Here is a 24,842-nt window from a genome sequence, read left to right on the forward strand (position 1 = left end):
TCAGAAAACCCCTTCGCCTTTTTCGGAGAGTTGCCATGACCAAGCGCTACAGCGCCCTGCTCACTGCCCTGTTTGCCAGCCTGATGCTGAGCCAGGCACCCGCCCAGGCCAATGGTCTGGACGATATCGTCGCCCGTGGCACCCTCAAGGTCGCCGTGCCTCAGGACTTCCCGCCGTTCGGCTCGGTCGGCCCCGACATGAAGCCCCGCGGCCTGGACATCGACACGGCCAAGCTGCTGGCCGACCAACTCAAGGTCAAGCTGGAGCTGACCCCGGTCAACAGCACCAACCGTATTCCGTTCCTCACCACCGGCAAGGTCGACCTGGTGATTTCCAGCCTGGGCAAGAACCCCGAGCGGGAAAAGGTCATCGATTTCTCCAAGGCCTACGCGCCGTTCTACCTGGCCGTGTTCGGCCCACCTGACGCGGCCATCAGCAGCACCGACGACCTCAAGGGCAAGACCATCAGCGTGACCCGTGGCGCCATTGAAGACATCGAGCTGACCGCTGTTGCGCCCAAGGAAGCCACCATCAAGCGCTTTGAAGACAACAACTCGACCATCGCCGCCTACCTGGCCGGCCAGGTCGACCTGATCGCCAGCGGTAACGTGGTGATGGTGGCGATCAGTGAGCGCAACCCAAAACGCGTACCGGCGCTGAAAGTGAAACTCAAGGACTCGCCGGTGTACGTGGGCGTGAACAAGAACGAGCCGGCGCTGCTGGAGAAGGTCAACCAGATCCTGGTGGCGGCCAAGGCCGACGGCAGCCTGGAAAAGAATGCAATGCAGTGGCTTAAAGAGCCGCTGCCTGCTGATCTTTGAAGCAATGGAGCTGATTGATGGCCTATCAATTCGACTTTATGCCCGTGCTGGCCAATACCGACCTGCTGTTGCGCGGCGCGCTGTTCACGCTTGAGCTGACGGTCATCGGCGCGATATTGGGGGTGGCCCTGGGCACCGTCGGCGCCGTGGTGCGGGCGTGGAAGATCCAGCCGTTCGCCTGGTTCTTCGGTGTGTATGTCGAGTTGATCCGCAACACGCCGTTCCTGGTGCAGTTGTTTTTCATCTTCTTCGGCCTGCCGTCCCTGGGGCTGAAAATCACCGAATGGCAAGCCGCCGTGCTGGCGATGGTGATCAACCTGGGGGCCTATTCCACCGAGATCATCCGCGCCGGCATCCAGGCCATCCCGCGCGGCCAGCTGGAAGCCGCTGCCGCCTTGGCGATGACGCGTTTCGAGGCGTTCCGCCACGTGGTGCTGCTGCCGGCGCTGGGCAAAGTGTGGCCGGCGCTGAGCAGCCAGATCATCATCGTGATGCTCGGCTCGGCGGTGTGTTCGCAGATCGCCACCGAAGAGCTGAGCTTTGCCGCCAACTTTATTCAGTCGCGTAACTTCCGCGCCTTTGAAACCTACGCACTGACCACGCTGGTGTACCTGTGCATGGCGTTGATGATTCGCCAGTTGCTCAACTGGATTGGCCGCCGGTTTGTGATGAGGAACAGCCGATGAGTGATTTTTCGTTCTGGGACATCGTGCGCAACCTGGCCACCGGCCTGCAATGGACGCTGTTGCTATCGTTGGTAGCGTTTATCGGCGGCGGTCTGATCGGCTTGCTGGTGATGACGATGCGCATCAGCCGCAAAGCCTTCCCGCGTAATGTTGCGCGCACCTATATCGAACTGTTCCAGGGCACGCCGCTGTTGATGCAGCTGTTCCTGGTGTTTTTCGGCATTGCCCTGCTGGGGGTGGATATCTCGCCCTGGCTGGCGGCGGCAGTTGCCTTGACCCTGTTTACCAGCGCTTACCTGGCCGAGATCTGGCGCGGCTGCGTCGAATCCATCGCCCACGGGCAATGGGAAGCGTCGGCCAGCCTGGCCCTCAACCCGCTTGAACAACTGCGCTACGTGATCCTGCCCCAAGCCCTGCGCATTGCCGTGGCGCCTACCGTGGGGTTCTCGGTGCAAGTGGTCAAAGGCACCGCCGTGACCTCGATTATCGGTTTTACCGAACTGACCAAGACCGGCGGCATGCTCGCCAATGCCACCTTCGAGCCCTTTATGGTCTACGGCCTGGTGGCCCTCGGTTACTTTTTGCTCTGCTACCCCTTGTCCCTCAGTGCCCGCTACCTGGAAAGGAGACTGCATGCCTCTGCTTAGAATTTCTGCCCTGCATAAGTATTACGGCGACCACCACGTACTCAAGGGCATCGACCTGACGGTGGATGAAGGCCAGGTGGTGGCGATCATCGGCCGCAGTGGCTCGGGCAAATCCACGTTGCTGCGAACCCTCAATGGCCTGGAATCGATTAACGACGGCGTGATCGAAGTCGACGGCGAGTACCTTGACGCCGCGCGCGCCGACCTGCGCAGCCTGCGGCAGAAGGTCGGCATGGTGTTCCAGCAGTTCAACCTGTTCCCACACCTGACAGTGGGCGAAAACGTCATGCTCGCGCCGCAAGTGGTACAGAAAGTGCCCAAGGCCAAAGCCGCACAGCTTGCCAGGCAGATGCTGGAACGCGTGGGGCTGGGCGAGAAGTTCGACGCCTTCCCGGATCGCCTGTCCGGCGGCCAGCAGCAACGCGTGGCCATTGCGCGTGCACTGGCCATGTCACCCAAGGTGCTGCTGTGCGACGAAATCACCTCGGCCCTGGACCCGGAATTGGTCAATGAAGTGCTCAGTGTGGTGCGCCAACTGGCAAAAGACGGCATGACCTTGATCATGGTGACCCACGAAATGCGTTTTGCCCGGGAAGTCGGCGACAAGCTGGTGTTTATGCACCAAGGCAAGGTGCATGAAGTGGGCGATCCCAAGACCTTGTTCGCCAACCCCAGAACGCCGGAACTTGCCAACTTCATTGGCTCGGTGGAACAGCCGGGCTGACCAGCTCGAAACTGCCCAGCCCTTCCAGGCGCGTCTCGTCGCGCACGTGCAAGGCGTCGGCGGGCAGTTCGGTGTCGATATCAACTTGGGCGGTCAATTGCCGGCCTACCAAGGGCATCCCTGCTATTCGCGCCATCAACGTCTGGCCGGGCAGCAGTTGCCCACTGGCAGGCTCGCCGGGCAGCTGCGCAGCAACCCAGCCGACTGCATGCCCATCCACCTGGGCGTGTTTGAGGGTCAAGCGAAAACGCCCCTGGCGACCAAACTGAAAACCCTGCCCATCGGCCGCTATGCCGATAAAACGCAGCGCTATGGCCGCAGGCTCAGTGCAAAGAACGCTCAGGCGCAACGAGCGAGTGCCGAGCACCAAGGAGGCGCTTTCAACGCGCGCTTCTCGGCGTATAGCGCCATAGTCGATGCGCGGCTGACTCAGCGATAACCGACAGTTTTCGGCCCAAGCGTCAGGCACTGCCAGCACTGTGCAGAGCAACGCCAAAGGTAGGTTCTTAAGCTTATTGGCCATGGCACACCGCCGAGTTGGTTTCATAGAACTTGTCATTGTCTGGCGGGGTCTCGAGGTCAATGCGCAACAGGCAGGTGGAAGAATCCGGCAACGAAACCCGCAGGCTTTGCGCCTCATCGACGTCGTTGAGGAAAATCATGCCTTCACCCACCACGCTGGTCAGGAAGCGATTGTTCTTACCGAACACCGAGGCGCCCTGGGGCAATGGTCGGCCCTGCTGATCATTCGCGGTGAGCAATACGCGGCGCACTTTCACTACGTCGAAATTCACGGCATTAAAGGAACCGCGCCCGGCAGTGAGCACCTGGGTGCCGTTTTTCAGGTCCACGCGCTTGGGCAAGGACTGGGTCTGTACCTCGACTCGGCTGTTGGTGTAGGCCGGCAAACCGGCGATCACCGCCTTCCCGCTGGAATCGGTCCACACCGGGCCTTGGGGCGTTTCGACTTTTGCAGCGCCAATGTCGCCTACCGAGACGATGCCGAATGTGTCCTGCACGGTATAAGGCGAGAAGGTCACCCCTCCTTCGTGAGCCACCACGCCACCTTGCAACTGCCCTGTGTAGTTGGTGCCCAGCGGATCACGGCTGACACCCAGGCCAACGCGGGAATAACGCGCCAGGACGTCCACGTTCCCGCGAACAGATTGCTCCCGAGCCCTGATGTCCCGTTCGACGCCTACTTCGTAATTCACGTACTCATTGACCCGCTCACTGAGCGCTGCACCCGCGGTGAACCGGTCGCCACGGCGACTGGTGTAGCTGCTCACGCGACGGTCCCCGCCCAGGGGCACGCTGACCTGTAGCCGCAAGGACAGGTCATTCTCCTGACTGTTATCACGTCGCCGGCCGGCAAGCGTGGTGTCGCGGCCAGACTGCGTGCCGCCTACTTGCGCATCGGCAATCAATGCAACATCAGCGCGACTGAATGATGTGTTCCACGAGGCCGACACATGTTCGGCGGTTTGCCCGTCAAATTGAGAACTGCGGGTATAGCCCGCAGAGAAAACGCCTAGCGTGGCATCCGCCCAACTCACGCTTGCCGTGTACTGGTTCTTGAAACGCGAATTGAGCTCATCGCCCCTGTATGACCGGCCGACTTCAAGTACCTCGCGATAACCCCGCGTTTGGTTCGTTGCGCTGAGGCTGACGTCGATATTGGCGGCCAGCGGGCTGCTAACCGACACACTGCTACGCACCCCGGACACTGCATTTTTGCTGTCTCTGGACAAGTTCTGCCGTGTGCCCACGGAAACCCGCTGGAAGAATATGCTGCTCAGTGTGCCGCCTGCCGCCCAGTAGTCATCGGTACTCAACAAGCCAAAGCCTGCAGACGAGTCGCGACCCAACCCCCAGGTGCCGCTGCCCATGGCAACCACCGGCGTCGGGCCTTCTTCGCCCGCATTTTTGCGCAGCTTACCGGCAGAAAAATAGTAACCCGGTGCCGCCGGCACAGCCCCCGCGAATGAAGCCGCCGGCACCACGAAGCTACGCCTGGCGCCACGCACATCGATTACGCTGACCTCCAGGTCACTGGTGCCATTGAGCAATGCCAGCCCCGTCAAACGGAAGGGGCCCTCGGGCACTAGCGTGCTGTGGACCAATACGCCGGACTGACGAACTTCAATGCGTGACTGGCTCTGCGCAAGCCCTTCCACCACGGCATTGTTGCTGCCTGCAGGCGTGCGTGATTGCCCATCAGGGGAAAACTGCAGGCCGGACAACTGCACGCCGCCAAACAGTGGGTTATTACTGGAGATCTGGCCCACCTGAAAAGTCGACTGCAGCGCGGCGATATCCCGCTGTGCATAAGCGTAGAGGTGTTCGGTACGGGCCTTACCGTTGTCAGACACATAGAACTGGCGGCTGCGAACAATCCAGTCATCAAGGTTAAAACCCGCCTCGGTATAGGCGGAGACGAACCGGCTGGGCCCACTGCGCGAACGGCTGTCGAAACCCAGCACTTCATAGTTGAACAACGCCGCTGCCCCACCTTTGGAGAAATGCCCCGCATCCCACTGGGGATCACGCAATGACTGGGTCGGTACTACCAGCGTCACCTCGTCAATGCCGGGACGCAGCCTCACCATCGTCGTCGGGAATTGCCCGAAGAAGTCATGGCAGGCCTGGTCCGGCGTGGCGTTCTCTTGAATGATTGCGCGAGGCGTTACCAGCCCGGCTTTTTCCAGAAACCCAGGGGTGAAACATAACCGGCCTTCTTGATCGAACCGTGCATCTACCAGCCCAAGCGGGTTGCCATTGACGCGCAACCCCACCACTTGGACGCCCTCACGAAAGCGCGCCGCGTTGCGAAAGTAATCGGAGACCTTCGGGTCGATACCGTGGGCTGTCAGTGCCGCAAGGTCGAACCCCTCACCAAGCTCCTGCGCAGATACAAGGCCGGGCAACCCCCACAGCGTCGCAAACCCCATGAGCAGCGTCGGCCTGCCAAGCCAAAAAGACGCCGTGATGGTCCTATTCGATGGGCTTGCCATGCGTCGATCAACCCTCATCGGCATTGATCGGGGCCCGATACCTGTCTACTGCGAACCCATAGACAGTAGCCGGCTGAATCTCGACCTCAGCCACACTGCCCAAAGGGCTGTCGACTGTCACCGCCAGCGCCTCGCCCGGCAAGATGTAAGTACGCGGCATCACAGCGTTGACGCCTTGTGGAAGCAGCTGCACATCCGCCGTCATGCGCACGATATAGGCACTGTCGTTATGAACGGTAAGACGCTCCCCCACGCGTTTCCACTTCAGCAACTCCCAGGGTGTGTTATGCCGAGGCAGGCCTTGTGGGTGCAGGATCAACGGCAAGTTCTGGCGAATGGTGATACCGATGGTCGCGCCTTTCGCTGCGCGCGCCTGGGGAATGCCCTCGAAGGAAACGCGCTTGAGCCGTTGAGTCTTGAGCGGCTCCTTCAAGGTGCTGATGAAACGCACCAATTGCGTGTCTCCCGCCTCCACACGGGCGATGGGCGGTGTGACGATCAGTAGCAGCTCCAGGTCTTCGGGCACGTTCTCCACGACCGAATGAAGCAACGCCGGCCCTGCATCGGTATTCTTAACATTTATTGTGGCTTCGCCTTCTTCTTCATAAAGCACCACCACAGTTGTTTCAGGCTGCATGCCGTCCGCCGCTGCAACGGCAGTAAATAACAGACAAGCACTTGCACTCAACAACACGGCACAACTTAGTACTGAACAATTACGCACTCAATGTTCCCCGCAACCGATAAAGCTGACCATTGGCAGACAAACACCCATAAAAAAACAGCCCATCAGGAAGTGTTAGTTTCTTGATCGGCTGTTTTCCGTTGCTTAGGTGTAATTCAATACAATCGTCGCGCGCCCATCAAGGCGGACTTCGTTGGTCAAGTTTAGATCCGCCGCCCTATTGATGACCGCTTTCACCGCAATCGTGCCCGTCAACTGGCTAATAGAGGCGGGTGCGACGGCAGCACCATAGCGCCACGAGTACTGGCTGAGTTGTGCAACTTTGCCATCACTGAGCTGCTACGGGGCGGAAGAGTTACCACTGCTGTTACGCATGATTGGCTGTAGGGTTGTACCGGACGCCACCAGGTCCCGGAGAGTGACCGAATAGCCACCGGTGCGCTGGGCGCCTACAGCCCCCAAACCAAAGTTTTGCGATTCGCTATACCCCGCACCCAGGATATTCGTCACCTTGCTGCCCATTTGCAAATCGGAGAAGGTGATTGCGAACGTGCTCTTCGCATCGCACCTGACGTTAAAGCCAGTGGTCTTCTCTGCGAGCGGGGTGAACGCTGCCTGGGACAAATCGCCGGAGTGAATCGTGCCGTAGTTGATCTCACCGTTGCCCGTCAGGCTGAGACTACAGGCTGCAGGTTTGATCGTACCCTTGACGCTTAATTGGGCGCTGCCCGCTGCCTGAGCACTCAAGGCTGCAGTCAGGCACGCGATACCGAGAGTCAATCCAACAATTCTTTTCATTTTTATCCTGTCACTAAAATAAGTTATCAGGTGTTTTTTATTTGCGCCTTGGCGACTCCATCGCCTAACAACTATCTTCCGGGACATGCACGACGATAAATAAATACCACCCAGGCAAAATTGCCGATGACAGTCTGTCGCTTTGGCACTGACTTAAAGAATCAGACAACACATCAGTCACTGTGGGAATAGTAAAAACAAATAATCGCCTTAACCCATCGACAATGTAGTACTGAGCAAAACAATAGAGATCCCTATCGACTCTTCCACTGTAGGAAAAACAATAAGGCGCCTTGCAACAGTAGACAGTTAAAACCCCCTACAGTATCGAACACCTCATTCAACGCACACTTACAAAACAATCCTACATTTCCCACAAGAATTCCTCACAGACAGCATCACGCAAATTACTGAAGCACACGCGTTGGCGGCGGCGGTCGATCGTGGCACGATGGTCGGGTTATCGACCGAGACCCCCAAACCATGCCGCAATCCCAAGCCAAGAATCTGTCCCTGATCGCCGCCATCGACCTGGGCTCCAACAGCTTTCACATGGTCGTGGCCAAGGCCCAGAACGGCGAAATCCGCATCCTTGAGCGGCTCGGCGAAAAAGTACAACTGGCTGCCGGGATCGACGACGAGCGCCAGCTCAATGAAGAATCCATGCAGCGCGGGCTCGATTGCCTCAAGCGTTTTGCCCAACTGATCAACGGCATGCCCCTGGGCGCCGTGCGAATCGTCGGCACCAACGCCTTGCGTGAAGCACGCAACCGCGGCGAATTCATCCGCCGCGCCGAGGAAATCCTCGGGCACCCCGTAGAAGTCATCTCGGGCCGCGAAGAAGCACGCCTGATCTACCTCGGCGTGTCCCACACCCTGGCTGACACCCCCGGCAAGCGCCTGGTGGCCGACATCGGTGGCGGCAGTACCGAATTCATCATCGGCCAGCGTTTTGAACCGCTGCTGCGCGAAAGCCTGCAGATGGGTTGCGTCAGTTACACCCAACGTTATTTCAAGGACGGCAAGATCACCCCGGCGCGCTATGCCCAGGCCTACACGGCCGCGCGCCTGGAAATCATGAGCATCGAGCACGCCCTGCACCGCCTGACCTGGGATGAGGCCATCGGCTCGTCCGGCACCATTCGCGCTATTAGCCTGGCGCTGAAAGCCGGCGGCCATGGCACCGGTGAGGTCAACGCCGAAGGCCTGGCGTGGCTCAAGCGCAAGCTGTTCAAGCTGGGCGATGCAGAGAAAATCGATTTCGACGGTATCAAGCCCGACCGTCGCACCATCTTTCCGGCCGGCCTGGCGATCCTCGAGGCGATCTTCGACGCCCTCGAGTTGCAACGCATGGACCACTGCGACGGCGCCCTGCGCGAAGGCGTGCTCTACGACCTGCTGGGCCGCCATCACCATGAAGACGTGCGTGAGCGCACCCTCAGCTCGTTGATGGAGCGTTATCACGTCGACCTGGAACAAGCCGCGCGCGTGGAACGCAAAGCCCTGCATGCTTTCGACCAAGTAGCCGAAGACTGGGACCTGGAAGACGGCGTCTGGCGCGAGCTGCTCGGCTGGGCCGCCAAGGTGCATGAGGTGGGCCTGGACATCGCCCACTACCATTACCACAAGCATGGCGCCTACCTGATCGAGCACTCGGACCTCGCCGGCTTCTCCCGCGAAGACCAACAGATGCTCGCCCTGCTGGTGCGCGGCCATCGCCGCAACATCCCCAAGGACAAGTTTGCCGACTTCGGCAGCGAGGGCAGCAAGCTGATCCGCCTGTGCGTGCTGCTGCGCTTTGCGATCCTGTTCCACCACATCCGTGGCACCCAGGAAATGCCCCAGGTGGCCCTGCGCGCCAACGGCGACAGCCTGGACGTGGTGTTCCCCAAAGGCTGGCTGGATGAAAACCAACTGACCCAGGCGGACTTCGCCCAGGAAGCGGAGTGGCTGACGCGGGTGGGGTTCACATTAAACCTGCGCTAACCCGGGCGCTGCTGGCTATTGTGGCAGACAGACTTGTTGTGGCGAGCGGGCTTGCACATCACTCAAAAGTGCAAATAAAAATGGCCCTCTAAAGGGCCATTTTTTGGGTGCCAAGTACAGCCTTAATTCACCACAAGAATCGGGCTACCCAGCTTCTCCAGCAACGTCGCCTGCGCACTGCGCGGGTTCTGGTTGCCGGTCGGGGTGTTACGCACGTAACGGCCGTCCGATTGCAGGCTCCAGCTGTGGGTGTTGTCGGTCAGGTAGCTTTCCAGCTCTTTCTTGACGCGCATGATCAGCTTCTTGCCTTCCACCGGGAAGCACGTCTCCACCCGCTTATCGAGGTTGCGCTCCATCCAGTCGGCACTGGAGAGGAACATCTGCTCTTCGCCGCCGTTGAGGAAGTAGAACACCCGCGTGTGCTCCAGGAAGCGGCCGATGATCGAGCGCACATGGATGTTATGCGACACGCCGACAATGCCTGGGCGCAGGCAGCACATGCCGCGCACCACCAGGTCGATGCGCACACCGGACTGGCTGGCCTTGTACAGCGCGCGGATGATCTTCGGATCGGTCAGCGAGTTGAACTTGGCAATGATGTGCGCCGGTTTGCCGTCGAGGGCGAACTGGGTTTCGCGGACAATCATGTCGAGCATGCCCTTCTTGAGCGTGAACGGCGCGTGCAGCAGCTTCTTCATGCGCAAGGTCTTGCCCATGCCGATCAACTGGCTGAACAACTTGCCGACGTCTTCACACAAGGCATCGTCGGAGGTCAACAGGCTGTAGTCGGTGTAGAGCTTGGCGTTACCGGCGTGGTAGTTACCGGTACCCAAGTGCGCGTAACGCACGATCTCACCGGCTTCGCGACGCAGGATCAGCATCATCTTGGCGTGGGTCTTGAAGCCGACCACGCCGTAGATCACCACCGCACCGGCTGCCTGCAGGCGGCTGGCCAATTGCAGGTTGGACTCTTCGTCAAACCGCGCACGCAACTCGATCACCGCGGTGACTTCCTTACCGTTACGCGCGGCGTCTACCAGCGCATCGACGATTTCTGAGTTGGCGCCGGAGCGGTACAGGGTCTGGCGCACGGCCAATACATGCGGGTCTTTGGCGGCCTGGCGCAGCAGGTCGACCACCGGGGTAAAGGACTCGAAGGGGTGCAACAGCAGAATGTCCTGCTTGCTCACCACGCTGAAGATGTTCTCGCTGTTTTGCAGCAGTTTCGGGATCTGCGGCGTGAACGGCGTGTATTGCAGTTCCGGGTGGCTGTCCAGGCTGGTAATGCTGAACAGGCGCGTCAGGTTCACCGGGCCATTGACCTGGTACAACTCGGACTCAGCCAGGTTGAACTGCTTGAGCAGGTAGTCGGACAGGTGTTTAGGGCAGGTATCGGCCACTTCCAGGCGCACTGCGTCACCGTAGCGGCGCGAGAACAGCTCACCGCGCAGGGCGCGGGCCAAGTCTTCGACGTCTTCGGAGTCCAGTGCCAAGTCGGCGTTACGGGTCAGGCGGAACTGGTAGCAGCCTTTTACCTTCATGCCCTGGAACAGGTCATCGGCATGCGCGTGGATCATCGATGACAGGAATACATAGTTGTCGCCAGCGCCACCCACCTCTTCCGGTACCTTGATGATCCGTGGCAACAACCGCGGCGCCGGGATGATCGCCAGGCCCGAGTCGCGACCGAAGGCGTCAATGCCTTCCAGCTCGACGATGAAGTTCAGGCTCTTGTTTACCAGCAGCGGGAACGGGTGCGTCGGGTCGAGGCCGATCGGGGTGATGATCGGTGAAATCTCGTCACGGAAGTAACGGCGCACCCAGGTCTTGATCTTGGTGGTCCAGTGGCGACGACGGATGAAGCGGACCTGATGTTTTTCCAGCTCCGGCAGCAGGATGTCGTTGAGGATCGCGTATTGGCGGTCTACATGGCCGTGCACCAGCTCGCTGATGCGCGCCAGGGCTTGATGCGGCTGCAGGCCGTCGGCGCCGGCTTGTTCGCGGGCGAAGGTAATTTGCTTCTTGAGGCCGGCGACACGGATCTCGAAGAACTCGTCCAGGTTGCTGGAGAAGATCAGCAAGAATTTCAGCCGCTCCAGCAGCGGATAGGACTCATCCAGCGCCTGCTCGAGCACGCGAATGTTGAATTGCAGTTGTGACAGCTCGCGGTGGATGTAAAGGCTGCTGTCATCCAGGTTGGTCACCGCGACCACCGGGGCTGGCGCCGGTGCTTCGGCCACTACCGCAGGCGCTGCGGGCTCCAGCTCCGGCGGGGTCTCGGTGACTTGTTCCACCACCGGGTGAGCGTCTTTTACGGCAACTTCTGAGAGTCCTTCGGTATTCATCGAGTGTTCCTGTGAGGGCTATTGTTGCTCTCTAAGCAATTGGGCAGCGCGGGCGGCGAAGTAGGTCAGGATGCCATCAGCGCCAGCACGTTTAAAGGCAGTCAGGGATTCGAGGATCACCCCTTCACTCAACCAACCATTCTGGATCGCGGCCATGTGCATGGCGTATTCACCGCTGACCTGATAGACAAAGGTCGGCACCTTGAATTCCTCTTTGACCCGATAAAGGATGTCCAGGTAAGGCATCCCAGGCTTGACCATCACCATGTCGGCACCTTCGGCCAGGTCGGCCGCCACTTCGTGCAGGGCTTCATGGCTGTTGGCCGGGTCCATCTGGTACGAGGCCTTGTTAGCCTTGCCCAGGTTCAGCGCCGAGCCCACCGCATCGCGGAACGGGCCGTAATAGGCGCTGGCGTACTTGGCCGAGTAGGCCATGATCCGTACGTTAACGTAACCGGCCAGCTCCAGGGCTTCGCGAATCGCCTGGATGCGGCCATCCATCATGTCCGACGGCGCGACGACCTGGGCGCCTGCGGCTGCGTGGGACAACGCCTGTTTAACCAGCGCATCGACGGTAATGTCGTTTTGAACATAGCCGTCTTCGTCAAGAATGCCATCTTGGCCGTGGGTGGTGAACGGGTCCAGCGCCACGTCGGTGATCACCCCCAGTTCCGGGAAACGCTCGCGCAAGGCGCGGGTGGCGCGCTGAGCGATACCTTGCGGGTTCCAGGCTTGCGCAGCATCAAGCGACTTGAGTTCAGACGGCGTCACCGGAAACAGCGCAACCGCCGGGATCCCCAGTTCGACCCAGTTCGCCGCCTCGATCAGCAACTGATCAATGGTCAAACGCTCCACACCCGGCATCGACGCCACTGCTTCCCGACGATTTTCACCGTCCAGCACAAACACCGGCAGGATCAGATCATTCGTCGTCAGCACGTTTTCACGGACCAGGCGGCGAGAAAAATCATCACGACGGTTACGGCGCAGGCGGGTGGCAGGGAACAGGCGATTGGCAGGGGTAAAGCTCACGACAGACTCCTGAGCCCGCGTTTACGGGCGAGCGTTGCAGTTATAAGCGGCCATTATGACGAAGGAATGACAGTTGTGCTTATCGATGCGACCTGTAGTCGCATTCGTCGTTTATGTAGGAATTGTTCACTTCGTGACACATCTCGATACTTTCATGAATGTTCACGAAGGCGTAGGCTGCGCGTTCATTTCGCCAGCACCCCAGACCATGCTTCAACAATTTCTGCATGACTTCGGCTACTTTGCGCTCTTCTTGGGCACGTTCTTTGAAGGCGAGTCCATCCTGGTTCTCGCAGGCTTCTTGGCGTTCCGTGGATACATGGATATCAATCTGGTCGTGGTCGTTGCCTTTTGTGGCAGCTACGCCGGCGACCAGCTGTGGTACTTCATGGGGCGCAAGCACGGCCGCAAACTGCTGGCGCGCAAGCCGCGCTGGCAATTGATGGGCGACAAAGCGCTGGAACATATCCGTAAGCATCCGGACATCTGGGTGCTGAGCTTCAGGTTCGTCTATGGTCTGCGCACCGTCATGCCTGTGGCGATTGGCTTGTCCGGTTACCCGCCTTTGCGCTATTTGGTGCTGAACGGCATTGGCGCAGCGGTGTGGGCGGCAGCGCTTGGCGCTGCGGCGTACCATTTTGGCGCGGTATTGGAAGGCATGCTGGGCAGCATCAAGAAATATGAGCTGTGGGTGTTGGGCGCGCTACTGCTGCTGGGCTTAGGCCTGTGGCTGCGTCGCCGCTTCAAAAACGCACGCATTGCCCGCCAGGCCTGCGAAGATGCAAAAGCCCGGCTCGCCGCCGAGCCCGCCGCGGTCGAGGCGGTCGAGGCGGTCGAGGCGCCTAAGACGCCAATCGAGTAAGCCGGTCTCTGCAACAGTAGAGGCCGATCACGCTGAGCAAGCTGTAACTCACCAGGCCCAGCCAGCCTAAGTTGCTGGCCGGCCACAGCCCGACCGCCGGCGCCAGCCACACCAGCGGCACATTCAGCCCCAGGCGCACCAGCTCAGCCTTTAGCGCCCAAGGGCGGTTCTCCAGGGCCACGCCCAGCGTAAACAACCCCAACGCCATCGCACTCCAGCCCAGGATCAGCGCCGCCGTAGACAGCCCTTCGCCAAAATTCATCAGATAACTGCCAAACCCCACATACGCTGCAAATTGCAGGGCGATGTAGACCTGCTGGCGCGCGTCCAACGGCACTTCGAATTTGCGGAACTGGCTCAAGTCAGGCTTAGCCAGCGGGTATTTGGCTTTAACGTCTGCCGGGCGCCAGCCGGTGCGCATGAACCAGATGCGCAGCTTGTCCCACCCGCTCTCGGTACGTCGTGCGTCACTCCATAACTGCGCATAAAACTGCAGGTTGGCCCACAGCGGGTTCCAACTGGCTAAAGGCGTGGTGACGCCAAAGATCACCGGTTCGTTATCGTCTTCTTCCTGGAAACTGCCGAACAGGCGGTCCCAAATAATGAACACCCCGCCGTAGTTGCGATCCATGTAGAGAGCGTTCTGTGCATGGTGGGCCCGATGATTGGACGGTGTGACGAAGAACCACTCGAACCAGCCGAGCTTGGGCACATGGCGGGTGTGCACCCAGAATTGATACAGCAGATTGAGCGACGCCACGCTGATAAACACCACCAGCGGCACGCCCACCACGGCCAGAGGCAAGTAGAAGATCCAGCTCAGCAGAAAGCCGGTGCTGGTCTGGCGCAAAGCGGTGGTCAGGTTGTAGTCCTCACTCTGGTGATGCACCGAGTGCGCGGCCCACAGAATATTGCGCTCATGGCCGCAGCGATGCAGCCAGTAGTAGCAGAAGTCGTAGAAGACGAAGGCGAACACCCAGGTCCACACGCTCTGGGCAGGCAGTTCGATCAGTGCCAGGTGCTTGAGGGCGAACGCGTAGGTCAGCAGGCCCACGCCTTTGGTCAGCAGCCCCGTGGTGGTCGAGAGCACGCCGGTGCTGAGGCTGTTGATGGCGTCCGCCACCCGGTAGTTGCGCTCGCCGCGCCAGTGGTCGGCGAGCAGCTCAACCACGATCAAGGCGATGAAAAACGGTACCGCGTAAGGCACGAAGTCCATGGGCTAGTCCGGTCTATTTTTGTTACATCAAGATTAGGTGTAGCGGAGCAAGATCCCATTGGCAACAGGTGACAAATTAGTAGACATTTAACGCCATGAAATAGGGAGAAATACTCATGAGCAAAAAAGTTGCAGTGATCCTTTCCGGCTGTGGCGTGTACGACGGTGCAGAGATACACGAAAGCGTCATCACCTTGCTGCGCCTGGACCAGCGTGGCGCCCAGGTTCAATGCTTTGCGCCGGATATCGCTCAACACCACGTGATCAACCACCTCACCGGCGAGGAAATGCCTGAGTCGCGCAATGTGCTGGTCGAATCGGCGCGCATCGCCCGGGGTGACGTGAAGGACATCCGTGAGGCCAGCGCCGAAGACTTCGATGCGCTGATCGTGCCCGGCGGGTTTGGCGCGGCGAAGAACCTGTCGAACTTTGCCGTGGAAGGCGCCGGTTGCAGCGTCAACCCGCAGGTGCTGGCGCTGGCTGAAGCGTTTGCTGAAGCGGGCAAGCCGGTGGGGCTGATCTGTATCTCGCCAGCACTCGCCGCGAAGATCTACGGCCCCGGCGTCACCTGCACCATCGGCAATTGCGCCGACACCGCCGCTGCCCTGGACAAGATGGGCGCCACCCACCAGGAATGCGGGGTTGAGGATATTGTCGAGGACAAGGCACGCAAACTGGTGAGCACCCCGGCCTACATGCTCGGCAAGAGCATCAGTGAAGTGGCGTCAGGCATCAACAAACTGGTGGATCGGGTGTTGGAATTGACCCACGAGAATGATTGATCGGGTCGCCGAACACTTATGTTGTGGCTAGCGGGCTTGCCACGAAAAGCCCGCTCCCCACAACAAGCCTTGCTCGCCACAACAAACCCGTCAGCCACAAAAAGCCCTGCTCACAAGAGGTCAGGCCTGGCGCATCAACTTGGTCAGTATCCTGTCCAGCGCATTGGCAAAAGCCTGCTTATCCTTTTCCCCATGGGGCGGTGGGCCGCCGCCCATCTGGCCCTGCTCACGCAGATCGGTAAACAGGTTACGCACCGCCAACCGTTCGCTCATGTTCGCCGGGCTGAATTCCTTACCGCGTGGGTCGAGGGCCGTCACGCCCTTCTTCACCAGGCGGTCGGCCAGGGGCACGTCGCTGCAGATCACCAACTCCCCAGGCACCGCGTGCTCCACCAGGTAGTCATCCGCCGCATCTGGGCCGCTGGGCACCACAATCAGCTTTACACAGGCTAAACTCGGCTTGATCTGGCTCTGCCCCGCCACCAGCACCACCTCGAACTCGCGCTTGAGGGCGAACTTCACCACTTGGTCCTTGGCCGCCCGTGGGCAGGCATCGGCATCGATCCATACGCGCATGGTTAGGCCGCCACGCGGCGTTTTTCAGTCAGGCGGCTGCGGCCGTACAGCACCACAATCGCCAGGATCGCCACCGCCTGCGCACTCAATGAGTAGGCATCGGCGTGGATGCCCAGCCAGTCGAAGTCAAAGAACGCCACCGGCCGCGTGCCGAAAATGCCCGCCTCCTGCAACGCTTTGACGCCATGCCCGGCGAACACCACCGACAAGGCACACAGCAGCGCCGCGTTGATGCCAAAGAACAACGCCAATGGCAGCTTCGCCGAACCGCGCAGGATTACCCACGCCAGGCCCACCAGCAACACCAGCGCCGTGGCGCCGCCCGCCAGTACCGCGTTGTGCCCGGCGGGGCCGGCTTGCAGCCACAGGGTTTCGTAGAACAGGATCACTTCGAACAACTCGCGGTACACCGAGAAGAACGCCAGCACCGCAAAGCCAAATCGCCCGCCGCCGCCCACCAGGCTGCTCTTGATGTAATCCTGCCAAGCCGCTGCGTGGCGTCGGTCGTGCATCCACACGCCCAGCCACAACACCATCACGCTGGCGAACAACGCCGTACAGCCTTCAAGCAATTCGCGCTGGGCGCCGCTGACGTCAATCACATACGCCGCCAATGCCCAGGTCGCCAGGCCGGCCAACAGCGCCAGGCCCCAGCCGACGTTCACGCTGCGCACCGCCGACTGTTGGCCGGTGTTACGCAGGAACGCCAGGATCGCCGCCAGCACCAGAATCGCTTCCAGGCCTTCACGCAACAGGATCAGCAAGCCGGAGATGTAGCTCAACGACCAGCTCAAGCCATCGCTGCCCAGCAAGCCGGCAGATTCGGTGAGTTTGCCCTTGGCCACGTCCAGGCGCTGTTGCACCTGCTCGATCGGCAGGCCGTCCTGCAACGACTGCCGGTACGCCATCAGGGCTTTCTCGGTGTCCTTGCGCACGTTGGCATTGACGTTATCCAGCGAGCTTTCCACCAGCTCGAAGCCTTCCAGGTACGCGGCCACCGACAAGTCGTAAGCTTGCTCGTGATCACCATTACGGAACGCGGCGAGGCTCTTGTCCAGCGTGCTGGCGGTGTAATCGAGCAACTGCGCCGGGCCACGCTTGACCTGCGGCGGTTGCGCGCGCTGGGCGCGGAACGTCGCGGCCGCGCCCGGACCACTGGCTGCCAGCACTTCATTGGGGGTCTGGCGGGCCAGGTCGGCCAAGTTGAACGGTTGTTCGCTTTTGGCCGCGGCCGGGTCAGCCGTGAAGCCGGCGATGTAGGTTGCCAAGTCCCAGCGCTGACGGTCGTCCAACTGATCGGCGAAGGACGGCATGTCGGTGCCTTCAACGCCCAGGCCGAGCGTGTTGTAGATCGCATAGAGGCTGAGGCGATCAAGGCGCACGGCATCGCGCAGGTTAGCGGGCGGCGGCGTCATGCCTGTGGACGCTGGGCCATCACCCGCGCCCGCAGTGCCGTGGCATACCGAGCAATGCTGGGCATAGAGCGGTGCGCCACGCGCGGGGTCTGGCGTGATCGCCGGCGCCTGGCTGACTTCATACGCCACCGCGAGCTTGGCGCCCAACTGACGGGCTTGGCGGGCGACTGTCGCGCCATCCTGATGAGCGGTTACAGCCGCTAACAATTCGTCGACGCCCTTGACCAGCTCCGCGCGCTCCGGCCTTTGCGGCAGTTCAGCCACCAAGCCCTGCAAAACGCCGAGAAACTCTAGCTGTTCGCGGTATTCAGACTCATCGATAACCTTGCCCGCCTCCACCGTCGGTGGGTAGTCAGCACCAATGTAATCCAGCAGATGCAGGGCTTGCGGGGCGCCTTCGGCAGTCGCAGCCAGCAGGTTGAAGCTGCACGACATCAACACCGGCAACAGCAGCCAGGCGAGAAAACGGTAGGGGGCAGTCATGAATGAATCTCAAGTGGAAATGCGAAGTAACACATTGTTTATCGTTAAAAGGTTTGACTCAAGGCGTTAATGATTTCTCGTCGGAAGGGATGCGTTATTTCGAGATACCAGCGATGGCATTTGTCGATTACATCACAGCAAAAAGCCATTGTTTTGCCACTCGCGGTGCCTATAATGCCGCGCCCTGTTATTGCGAAAGGGAATTTATTTCCTCGTTCTTATGAGGAACTAGCACATCGGCTGATGACTTTCAGGGAAGACGTTTACATGGCATTTCGCGCCTTGACCCCACTCGCACTCGCGGCGGTTACCTTGTTATCCGGTTGTACGATGTTTCGCAGCTACGACACCGAGCTGCAAGCCACCAACCAACAGCTGGCCACCGGCAATGTCGACGGCGCCCTGACCCTGTTGGAAAAGAACAACACCGGCGAAGACAAGGACCTGCTCTATTTCTTTGAAAAGGGCGAGCTGTTACGTGCCAAAGGCGACCTCACCGGTAGCCAGACCGCCTGGCGCAGCGCCGACCTGCAAGTCTACAAGTGGGAAGAGTCGGTCAAGTTCGACAGCGAGAAGTACCTCGCCCAGTTCGGCAGCTTCATGGTCAACGACAAAGTGCGTCGCTACGAGGGTTATGACTACGAAAAGGTCATGCTGACCACCCAGATGGCCTTGAACCTGCTGGCTTTGAACGACTTCGATGGTGCCCGCACCGAGATCAAGAAGACCCACGAGCGCGAAGCGGTCATCGCCGACTTGCGCGACAAGGAATACCTCAAGCGCGAAAACGAAGCCGAGCGCCAGGGCGTCACCACCCAGATCAAAGACCTGCGCGGCTACCCGATAGAAGCACTGGATGCACCGGAAGTGGTCGGCCTGAAAAACAGCTACCAGAGTGCGTTCAGCCATTACCTGGCAGGCTTTGTCTACGAAGCCCTGGGCGAAAGAGACCTGGCGGCGCCCGGCTATCGCAAGGCCGCCGAGCTGCGCCCCAATACGCCGCTGCTGGAGCAAGCGTTGCTGAACCTGGACAAATCCAAGGTCGGTGCCGACGAGACCGACGTGCTGATTGTGGTCCAGAGCGGCCTGGCACCGGCGCGTGACTCGATTCGCCTGCCACTGCCGATCCCGATCGACGGCCGCCTGGTGATCACGCCGCTGTCGTTCCCGGTGATCAAGGCTGACAACTCCACGGCGACCTTTGCCCAGATCGGCGTCGACGGCAAGCAACAGAACCTCACCGCACTCAACAGCACCACCGCCATGTCGCGCCGCGCCCTGCGTGACGACATGCCGGGGATCATCCTGCGCACCACCGTGCGTGCGGTCAGCCGTGGCATTGCGCAAAACAACCTGAACAAGGCCAACCCCATGGCAGGTCTGGTACTGGGCATCGCCTCGGCCGTGACCGAAGGGGCCGACACCCGCACCTGGCGCACGCTGCCGGACATGACCCAAGTGACGCGCCTGCGCCTCAAGCACGGTGACCATCAGGTCAGCCTGCCCAACGCCCTGGGCGGCACGCTGGTGACGGTCAAGGCCGATCAGCGCTACCAAGTGATCACCCTGCGCGTGGTCGGCAACCAAGTATTCGCCGGCGGCCTCGCGGCCCGTGTAGTGCCGAGCACTTCCACTCAAGCCATCGCCCTCAAACAACCTTAAGGAGCACGCTATGCGTCATTTCATCCTCGGCGCCCTGGCGCTGGTCCTGCTCGCCGGCTGCGCCACCCCGCCGCCGGAGCCTGGCAGCGCCGCCAGCAAAATCGTGGTGATGGGCAAATTCAAGGGCATCGCCGTCGGCGCCATTCGTGTGGCCCGTGAAAACGGCTTCCTCACCGCCAAAGTGCAGTTGAGCAACATCACCAGCAGCAACCAGATGATGTACTACCGCTTCTCCTGGCTGGGTGCCGATGGCTTCCCGGTAGGCGATGAAGAAACCTGGAAAGTGCTGAACCTGTACGCCAACCAGGCAACCTTCCTGCCGGCCATCGCTAACCTGCCCCAGGCCGCGGACTTCCGTCTTGAAGTGAAAACCCCTTGAGCCGCTGCTCTATCAGAATTCAGAGAGATTTCCCCATGTTTGCACGCTTCTCGATCATCGCCGTCGTCGCCCTTCTGGCCAGCGGTTGCTCCAACACCTCGCCGGTACTCGGCGGCAAGAACATCAGCTACGGCGACACCAAGGCTGTGGAACTGGTGACCAACGAGTTCGGTTCCACCGACCTGCAGATGATCGCCGAAAGCATGACCCGCTCCCTGGCTCAGTCCGGCATCCTGCAAGGCCGCCCGGTGGTGCAGGTGTATGACGTGAAGAACAAGACCAGCGAGTACATCGACACCCGCGAGATCACCACGTCGATCAAGACCCAACTGATGAAGACCGGCACCGCCCGCTTCGCCAGCGATAACACCGACATGCAAAGCCAGGTCGACCAGCTCAAGCTGCAGAACCAGAGCGGCCTGTACAAGAAATCCACGGTCAGCAAGACCGGCAACATGGTCGCCGCCAAGTACCGCCTGGAAGGCTCCATCAGCTCCATCGTCAAACGCAGCTCGGACTACAAGGACGTGTTCTACAAGTTCAGCCTGCAACTGATCGACGTCGAGAGCGGCCTGGCCGAATGGATGGACGAAAAAGAAATCCGCAAAACCACGGAGCGCTAAGCAATGCGTGCATGGATCGGCATGATCGGCCTGCTGTGCGCCTTTGGCGCCTCGGCCGCCCCGAAGATCGCGGTGACCGACCTTGCCTACGAGGCGCGGGTCGAGGAATACATCCACGCGGTTTCGGCCAGCAATAACTTCCAGGCCAGCGCGTATAACGCCAGCGGTGCGTCGAGCTACAGCGAGTACGAAAGCCGCACCAGCTACATCGAACAGACCGAGCTGCGTAAATTCAGCGGTGATATCAAGGGCGAGATTCTCAAGTCGCGCCAGTTCCAGCTGGTGCAGGGCACGCCTTACACCGCCGATGCCAAGGGTGACGTGTATGACGTGATCAAGCGCATCAAGGCCGGCAACTTCAAGGGCGCGGACTACGTGTTGTTCGGCACCCTGTCAGACATCGACTTCACCCAGGACATCAACGCCCTGGACCACACCAATAGCTATTCGGCCGTGCTCGGCCTGACGCTGGTGGCGGATTTCAGCCTGATCAACACGCGCACCTTTGAGATCACCTCGGCGTTTACCGCCATGGGTGAAGGCCAGGACACGAAGCTGGTGAACAGCCGCGATGTTCGCGTGAGCTTGAACCGGCCGCGCGTGGTGAAGGAAGTGTCGAAAGCCTTGGGTGAGGATGTGGCACGGCAGTTGGCGGAGCAATTGGGCGGCGGGTATCAAGACCCGGGCAAGCCTGCGCTGCGCAATAACCTGCCAAGGGATGAGGCGCCGAAGATTCTGCGCTGAGCCGCGACTTCACAAGCAACACAAATCAAATGTGGGAGCTGGCTTGACTGCGATGCAGACACCTTGGTGTATCAGTTACACCAAGGTGCTGCTATCGCAAGCAAGCCAGCTCCCACATTTTTAATCTGGTTTCGTCAGTTACGCCGTTGCGCGATGCAAGCTGGCGAGAAAGCCAGCAGCGCCAACAAACAACCCGGCAAACGTGCGGTTCATGCGCTTTTGCTGCTTAGGCGTGCGCAACATGCGCAAGACCTTCGACGCCAGCCCCGTATAGCCTGCCATCACGATCATATCGACGCTGATCATGGTCGCGCCCAGGATCAGGTACTGGATCAGCAGCGGCGCCTGCGGGTTCACGAACTGCGGCAACACCGCCAGCATGAACACCAGGGCCTTGGGGTTGCTGGCATTGACCAGGAACCCACGGAACATCATCGCCATTGGCTTGCCGATTGGGCGAATCGCCGCGTCCTCGCTCATGTCCATGGGCAAGGCTCGCCATTGCTTGATCGCCAGGTACACCAAGTAGCCCACGCCAAACCATTTGATCGCATAAAACGCGGTGGAAGACGCCGCCAGAATGGCACCCAGGCCGCCCGCGACCACGGCAATCTGCATCGCCAGGCCCAATTGCAGGCCAATGGCATTCCAGTAACCGCGCAGGAAACCGTATTGCAAGCCGCTGGACATCGAAGCGATGGCACCGGCGCCAGGGGAAAGGGAAATGATCCAACTGGCCACGAAAAAGGCCAGCCATGTGTCGAGTGCCATTACACACCTCAGGGAAAGAGTTAGCGGTTGTACCTAAAGCTAACTCCGCCGACCAAAGGCTGGCTATCTATTTTTGATGGGGCTGGCTGCTAGCGGTCGCCCGGAAACACATGAGTGCCAGGCCAGCGCCGCACCGAGCGCTGGAAGAACAGGCTGTTGGGCACTTGCACCATTGCGCTGTCGGTGCCCGCTTCTTCGACTTCGATCAGCGTGGTGTAGAGCAGATTGATCGCAACGACCCGGCCTTTGACGCCCGGCTTGTCGACGGTATCCACCAGCTCGACGATGTCACCGAGGCGGAACGGCCCGACAGTAAAGATCAAGATCGCGCACAACAGGTTGGACAGCACCGACCACATGGCGAAGAACGCCACGGCAGCCACCGCGACAAACCCCGACAGCGCCGTCCACAACACCGTGGCGGACACACCGAGGCGGCCCAGCACGAAGATCAGCGCGCTGCCCATGATCAGCCAGCGCAAGCCTCCGCGCAGCGGCATCAGCAGTTGCGGCGGGAACGGATAACGCTCACCCAGACGGGTGAGGCCTTTGGCGACGAAGCGTTGGGCAAGGTAGCCGGCCAGCAGGATCAGCAGGATTTGCACGCCGACCCAGGCAGGTTCGACCCACTGCGTCGGCAACGGCAATTGCAGCGCTTCCATCAGGACAGCGCCTCCAACTCCGCTTGCAGGCTTTCGAGCAGTTCGAGGGCTTCCATCCAGGTTTCCTCCAACTGACCTTCACGCACCTTGAGCTTGGCCTGTTCGGCGAGCAGGTCGCGCAGTTCGTCCTTGCGCGCCGCCTCGTACACGGCGCTGTCACCCAGGCTGGCTTCGATCTTGGCCAGGCGCTCGTGCACCTTGCCCAGTTCGGCTTCCAGCTTGTCGGCTTCGCGCTTGTGCGGTGCCAACTGCTGGCGCAGTGCGGCGGCAGCCTGGCGCTGGGCTTTCTTGTCAGTCTTGTCCGGGTTGACCGGCGTATTGCTGGCCGGCGCGTTGCGCAGGCGGTAGTCCGTCAGCCAACGTGCGTAGTCGTCCAGGTCACCGTCGAACTCTTCGACTTTGCCGTCAGCCACCAGCAGGAAGTTGTCGGTGGTGCTCTTGAGCAAGTGGCGATCGTGAGAGACCACCAGCACCGCACCACTGAACTCCTGCAAGGCCATGGTCAGCGCCAGGCGCATTTCCAGGTCCAAGTGGTTAGTGGGTTCGTCAAGCAGCAGCAGGTTCGGACGGTCCCAGGCGATCAATGCCAGGGCGAGTCGGGCCTTTTCGCCACCGGAGAAATTCAGCACCGGCTCATCAATGCGCGCGCCACGGAAGTCGAAGCCGCCGAGGAAGTCGCGCAGGGTTTGCTCGCGCTCGGTCGGCGCCAGGCGTTGCAGGTGCAGCAGCGGGCTGGCCTTGGCATCGAGGGAGTCCAGCTGATGCTGGGCAAAGTAGCCCACCACCAGGTTCTCACCACGGGTCAGGCGGCCAGCCAGGGGCTGCAATTCACCCGACAGGTTCTTGATCAGCGTCGACTTGCCCGCACCGTTAGGGCCGAGCAAACCGATGCGCGCGCCCGGCGTAAGCTGAAGTTTGACCTTCTCCAGGATGGTTTTGTCGCCATAACCCAGGCGTGCATCCGAAAGATCCAGCAACGGACTGGAGATTTTCACCGACTCGCGGAAGACAAAGTCGAACGGCGAATCGACGTGGGCCGCCGACAGCTCTTCCATGCGCTCCAACGCCTTGATCCGGCTCTGGGCCTGACGGGCCTTGGTGGCCTGGGCCTTGAACCGGGCGATGTAGCTTTCCATGTGCGCACGCTGCGCCTGCTGCTTCTCGAAAGCCTGTTGCTGCTGGGCCAGGCGCTCGGCGCGCGCACGTTCGAACGCAGTGTAGCCGCCACGGTACAGGGTGATTTTCTTCTGTTCGACGTGGGCGATGTTGTCGACCACGGCGTCGAGGAAATCCCGGTCGTGGGAAATCAGCAGCAAAGTGCCCGGGTAGCTCTTGAGGAAATCTTCCAGCCACAGGATCGCATCAAGGTCCAAGTGGTTGGTCGGTTCGTCGAGCAGCAACAAGTCCGAGGGGCACATCAGCGCCTGGGCCAGGTTCAGGCGCATGCGCCAGCCACCGGAGAAGTCGGCGACCGGGCGATCCATCTGCTCGTTGGTAAAACCAAGGCCAGCAAGCATCTTGCGGGCGCGGGCGTCGGCGGTGTAGCCGTCGGCACTGTCGAGTTCCGAGTGCAGGCGGGCCTGGGCGGCGCCGTCCTGGGCTTTCTCGGCCTCGGCCAGGTCGTGTTGCACCTGACGCAGGCGCTGGTCGCCATCGAGCACGTAGTCGACCGCGATACGGTCCAGGGTGTCGATCTCCTGGCGCATATGGGCGATGCGCCAGTCGGCCGGCAGCAGGCAGTCCCCGGAATCCGGGGTCAGCTCACCCAGCAACAGAGCGAACAACGTGGATTTGCCGGCGCCGTTGGCACCGATCAGGCCGGCTTTGTGACCGGCGTGCAGGGTCAGCTCGGCGTCTTCAAGAAGACGTTGCGGGCCACGCTGTAATGTTAGGCTTTGAAGTCGGATCATAATGGCGGCGGAGTCTACC

General features: G+C 60.5%; 22 protein-coding genes and 1 pseudogene. 11 read left to right on the plus strand and 12 right to left on the minus strand.

Annotated features, from left to right (window positions below; translation table 11 throughout):
• Window positions 1-35 precede the first annotated feature (35 nt).
• Genes KZH41_RS29975 through KZH41_RS29990 form a run of 4 tightly spaced genes read left to right on the plus strand, consistent with a single transcriptional unit; the run spans window position 36 to window position 2,878 of the window.
• Window positions 36-821 carry a transporter substrate-binding domain-containing protein gene (locus KZH41_RS29975; RefSeq protein ID WP_017530859.1) on the plus strand — a complete coding sequence of 262 codons (786 nt, stop codon included), beginning with the start codon at window positions 36-38 and terminating at the stop codon, window positions 819-821.
• Between the two features lie 17 nt (window positions 822-838).
• Window positions 839-1,507, plus strand: a complete 669-nt coding sequence (locus tag KZH41_RS29980) for an amino acid ABC transporter permease (RefSeq protein ID WP_094948783.1) — start codon at window positions 839-841, stop codon at window positions 1,505-1,507.
• Window positions 1,504-2,154: an amino acid ABC transporter permease gene (locus tag KZH41_RS29985; protein WP_094948782.1), complete on the plus strand. Its 651-nt coding sequence runs from the start codon at window positions 1,504-1,506 to the stop codon at window positions 2,152-2,154. Before KZH41_RS29980 ends, KZH41_RS29985 begins: the two co-directional genes overlap by 4 nt.
• Window positions 2,141-2,878, plus strand: a complete 738-nt coding sequence (locus KZH41_RS29990; RefSeq protein ID WP_094948781.1) for an amino acid ABC transporter ATP-binding protein — start codon at window positions 2,141-2,143, stop codon at window positions 2,876-2,878. Before KZH41_RS29985 ends, KZH41_RS29990 begins: the two co-directional genes overlap by 14 nt.
• On the opposite strand, the gene KZH41_RS29995 is transcribed toward KZH41_RS29990, so the two are convergent.
• The 4 genes and pseudogenes from KZH41_RS29995 to KZH41_RS30010 form a co-directional block, all read right to left on the minus strand.
• On the minus strand, window positions 2,850-3,401 hold the full coding sequence (locus KZH41_RS29995) for a hypothetical protein (RefSeq protein WP_094948780.1): 552 nt from the start codon (window positions 3,399-3,401) through the stop codon (window positions 2,850-2,852). The genes KZH41_RS29990 and KZH41_RS29995 overlap by 29 nt on opposite strands.
• Window positions 3,391-5,892, minus strand: coding sequence for a fimbria/pilus outer membrane usher protein (locus KZH41_RS30000; RefSeq protein WP_094948779.1), 2,502 nt, complete (start codon window positions 5,890-5,892; stop codon window positions 3,391-3,393). Before KZH41_RS30000 ends, KZH41_RS29995 begins: the two co-directional genes overlap by 11 nt.
• A gap of 7 nt (window positions 5,893-5,899) precedes the next feature.
• Window positions 5,900-6,586, minus strand: a complete 687-nt coding sequence (locus KZH41_RS30005; RefSeq protein WP_256589191.1) for a fimbria/pilus chaperone family protein — start codon at window positions 6,584-6,586, stop codon at window positions 5,900-5,902.
• 135 nt (window positions 6,587-6,721) lie between these two features.
• Window positions 6,722-7,375: pseudogene (locus KZH41_RS30010) on the minus strand (DUF1120 domain-containing protein).
• A gap of 483 nt (window positions 7,376-7,858) precedes the next feature.
• On the opposite strand from KZH41_RS30010, the gene ppx reads away from it, so the two are divergent.
• Complete coding sequence (gene ppx, locus KZH41_RS30015; protein ID WP_263274171.1) at window positions 7,859-9,361, plus strand: exopolyphosphatase; 1,503 nt, start codon at window positions 7,859-7,861, stop codon at window positions 9,359-9,361.
• 122 nt (window positions 9,362-9,483) lie between these two features.
• On the opposite strand, the gene ppk1 is transcribed toward ppx, so the two are convergent.
• Window positions 9,484-11,706 carry a polyphosphate kinase 1 gene (ppk1, locus tag KZH41_RS30020; protein ID WP_263274172.1) on the minus strand — a complete coding sequence of 741 codons (2,223 nt, stop codon included), beginning with the start codon at window positions 11,704-11,706 and terminating at the stop codon, window positions 9,484-9,486.
• 18 nt (window positions 11,707-11,724) lie between these two features.
• Entirely contained in the window at window positions 11,725-12,738 is a 1,014-nt protein-coding gene (hemB, locus tag KZH41_RS30025; protein ID WP_094948774.1) for a porphobilinogen synthase, read from the minus strand.
• Window positions 12,739-12,946: 208 nt separating this feature from the next.
• Here hemB and KZH41_RS30030 point away from each other — a divergent pair, with 208 nt between their 5' ends.
• Window positions 12,947-13,600, plus strand: coding sequence for a DedA family protein (locus tag KZH41_RS30030; RefSeq protein ID WP_263275142.1), 654 nt, complete (start codon window positions 12,947-12,949; stop codon window positions 13,598-13,600).
• Here the strand turns inward: KZH41_RS30030 and KZH41_RS30035 are convergent.
• Window positions 13,581-14,816, minus strand: coding sequence for a sterol desaturase family protein (locus tag KZH41_RS30035; RefSeq protein ID WP_094948773.1), 1,236 nt, complete (start codon window positions 14,814-14,816; stop codon window positions 13,581-13,583). The two genes, KZH41_RS30030 and KZH41_RS30035, sit on opposite strands and share 20 nt — an antisense overlap.
• A 116-nt stretch (window positions 14,817-14,932) precedes the next feature.
• Here KZH41_RS30035 and elbB point away from each other — a divergent pair, with 116 nt between their 5' ends.
• Window positions 14,933-15,598 carry an isoprenoid biosynthesis glyoxalase ElbB gene (gene elbB / locus KZH41_RS30040; protein WP_094948772.1) on the plus strand — a complete coding sequence of 222 codons (666 nt, stop codon included), beginning with the start codon at window positions 14,933-14,935 and terminating at the stop codon, window positions 15,596-15,598.
• 120 nt (window positions 15,599-15,718) lie between these two features.
• Here elbB and KZH41_RS30045 read toward each other — a convergent pair whose 3' ends face one another.
• Together KZH41_RS30045 and KZH41_RS30050 are read right to left on the minus strand one after the other, a co-directional pair.
• Window positions 15,719-16,174 (minus strand): YaiI/YqxD family protein, encoded by a 456-nt coding sequence (locus KZH41_RS30045; RefSeq protein WP_263274173.1) that lies wholly within the window; start codon window positions 16,172-16,174, stop codon window positions 15,719-15,721.
• Window positions 16,175-16,176: 2 nt separating this feature from the next.
• Complete coding sequence (locus KZH41_RS30050) at window positions 16,177-18,072, minus strand: FTR1 family protein (RefSeq protein ID WP_094948770.1); 1,896 nt, start codon at window positions 18,070-18,072, stop codon at window positions 16,177-16,179.
• A 267-nt stretch (window positions 18,073-18,339) separates the two neighbouring features.
• Between KZH41_RS30050 and KZH41_RS30055 the strand changes: the two genes are divergently transcribed.
• Genes KZH41_RS30055 through KZH41_RS30070 form a run of 4 tightly spaced genes read left to right on the plus strand, consistent with a single transcriptional unit; the run spans window position 18,340 to window position 21,480 of the window.
• The gene (locus KZH41_RS30055) at window positions 18,340-19,734 is read left to right on the plus strand and encodes a COG3014 family protein (protein WP_094948769.1); all 1,395 of its coding nucleotides are present in this window, start codon (window positions 18,340-18,342) and stop codon (window positions 19,732-19,734) included.
• A gap of 10 nt (window positions 19,735-19,744) precedes the next feature.
• Window positions 19,745-20,113: a YcfL family protein gene (locus tag KZH41_RS30060; protein WP_263274174.1), complete on the plus strand. Its 369-nt coding sequence runs from the start codon at window positions 19,745-19,747 to the stop codon at window positions 20,111-20,113.
• Between the two features lie 35 nt (window positions 20,114-20,148).
• Window positions 20,149-20,736, plus strand: coding sequence for a penicillin-binding protein activator LpoB (lpoB, locus tag KZH41_RS30065; protein ID WP_094948768.1), 588 nt, complete (start codon window positions 20,149-20,151; stop codon window positions 20,734-20,736).
• 3 nt (window positions 20,737-20,739) lie between these two features.
• A complete protein-coding gene (locus KZH41_RS30070; protein ID WP_094948767.1) occupies window positions 20,740-21,480 on the plus strand; it encodes a penicillin-binding protein activator LpoB in 741 nt (246 codons plus the stop codon).
• A 138-nt stretch (window positions 21,481-21,618) separates the two neighbouring features.
• On the opposite strand, the gene KZH41_RS30075 is transcribed toward KZH41_RS30070, so the two are convergent.
• The 3 genes from KZH41_RS30075 to KZH41_RS30085 form a co-directional block, all read right to left on the minus strand.
• Window positions 21,619-22,251 (minus strand): LysE family transporter, encoded by a 633-nt coding sequence (locus tag KZH41_RS30075; RefSeq protein WP_094948766.1) that lies wholly within the window; start codon window positions 22,249-22,251, stop codon window positions 21,619-21,621.
• 89 nt (window positions 22,252-22,340) lie between these two features.
• Window positions 22,341-22,913, minus strand: coding sequence for a mechanosensitive ion channel family protein (locus KZH41_RS30080; protein ID WP_094948765.1), 573 nt, complete (start codon window positions 22,911-22,913; stop codon window positions 22,341-22,343).
• Window positions 22,913-24,823, minus strand: a complete 1,911-nt coding sequence (locus tag KZH41_RS30085) for an ATP-binding cassette domain-containing protein (RefSeq protein WP_094948764.1) — start codon at window positions 24,821-24,823, stop codon at window positions 22,913-22,915. Before KZH41_RS30085 ends, KZH41_RS30080 begins: the two co-directional genes overlap by 1 nt.
• Between the last annotated feature and the right edge of the window lie 19 nt (window positions 24,824-24,842).

Origin of the sequence: Pseudomonas sp. YeP6b (genome assembly GCF_025642995.1) — a bacterium.
In the GTDB taxonomy this organism is placed as follows: Bacteria; Pseudomonadota; Gammaproteobacteria; order Pseudomonadales; family Pseudomonadaceae; genus Aquipseudomonas.

What these genes read in the sequence shown, in the direction of transcription:
- ppk1 (WP_263274172.1), bottom strand. Translation starts at nt 11,706, where the DNA reads ATGAATACCGAAGGACTCTCAGAAGTTGCCGTAAAAGACGCTCACCCG.
- lpoB (WP_094948768.1), top strand. Translation starts at nt 20,149, where the DNA reads ATGTTTGCACGCTTCTCGATCATCGCCGTCGTCGCCCTTCTGGCCAGC.
- KZH41_RS29975 (WP_017530859.1), top strand. Translation starts at nt 36, where the DNA reads ATGACCAAGCGCTACAGCGCCCTGCTCACTGCCCTGTTTGCCAGCCTG.
- KZH41_RS29995 (WP_094948780.1), bottom strand. Translation starts at nt 3,401, where the DNA reads ATGGCCAATAAGCTTAAGAACCTACCTTTGGCGTTGCTCTGCACAGTG.
- KZH41_RS30000 (WP_094948779.1), bottom strand. Translation starts at nt 5,892, where the DNA reads ATGGCAAGCCCATCGAATAGGACCATCACGGCGTCTTTTTGGCTTGGC.
- KZH41_RS29980 (WP_094948783.1), top strand. Translation starts at nt 839, where the DNA reads ATGGCCTATCAATTCGACTTTATGCCCGTGCTGGCCAATACCGACCTG.
- elbB (WP_094948772.1), top strand. Translation starts at nt 14,933, where the DNA reads ATGAGCAAAAAAGTTGCAGTGATCCTTTCCGGCTGTGGCGTGTACGAC.
- KZH41_RS30030 (WP_263275142.1), top strand. Translation starts at nt 12,947, where the DNA reads ATGCTTCAACAATTTCTGCATGACTTCGGCTACTTTGCGCTCTTCTTG.
- KZH41_RS30075 (WP_094948766.1), bottom strand. Translation starts at nt 22,251, where the DNA reads ATGGCACTCGACACATGGCTGGCCTTTTTCGTGGCCAGTTGGATCATT.
- KZH41_RS30085 (WP_094948764.1), bottom strand. Translation starts at nt 24,823, where the DNA reads ATGATCCGACTTCAAAGCCTAACATTACAGCGTGGCCCGCAACGTCTT.
- ppx (WP_263274171.1), top strand. Translation starts at nt 7,859, where the DNA reads ATGCCGCAATCCCAAGCCAAGAATCTGTCCCTGATCGCCGCCATCGAC.
- KZH41_RS30050 (WP_094948770.1), bottom strand. Translation starts at nt 18,072, where the DNA reads ATGACTGCCCCCTACCGTTTTCTCGCCTGGCTGCTGTTGCCGGTGTTG.
- KZH41_RS29990 (WP_094948781.1), top strand. Translation starts at nt 2,141, where the DNA reads ATGCCTCTGCTTAGAATTTCTGCCCTGCATAAGTATTACGGCGACCAC.
- KZH41_RS30035 (WP_094948773.1), bottom strand. Translation starts at nt 14,816, where the DNA reads ATGGACTTCGTGCCTTACGCGGTACCGTTTTTCATCGCCTTGATCGTG.
- KZH41_RS30055 (WP_094948769.1), top strand. Translation starts at nt 18,340, where the DNA reads ATGGCATTTCGCGCCTTGACCCCACTCGCACTCGCGGCGGTTACCTTG.
- KZH41_RS30080 (WP_094948765.1), bottom strand. Translation starts at nt 22,913, where the DNA reads ATGGAAGCGCTGCAATTGCCGTTGCCGACGCAGTGGGTCGAACCTGCC.
- KZH41_RS30070 (WP_094948767.1), top strand. Translation starts at nt 20,740, where the DNA reads ATGCGTGCATGGATCGGCATGATCGGCCTGCTGTGCGCCTTTGGCGCC.
- KZH41_RS30060 (WP_263274174.1), top strand. Translation starts at nt 19,745, where the DNA reads ATGCGTCATTTCATCCTCGGCGCCCTGGCGCTGGTCCTGCTCGCCGGC.
- KZH41_RS29985 (WP_094948782.1), top strand. Translation starts at nt 1,504, where the DNA reads ATGAGTGATTTTTCGTTCTGGGACATCGTGCGCAACCTGGCCACCGGC.
- KZH41_RS30045 (WP_263274173.1), bottom strand. Translation starts at nt 16,174, where the DNA reads ATGCGCGTATGGATCGATGCCGATGCCTGCCCACGGGCGGCCAAGGAC.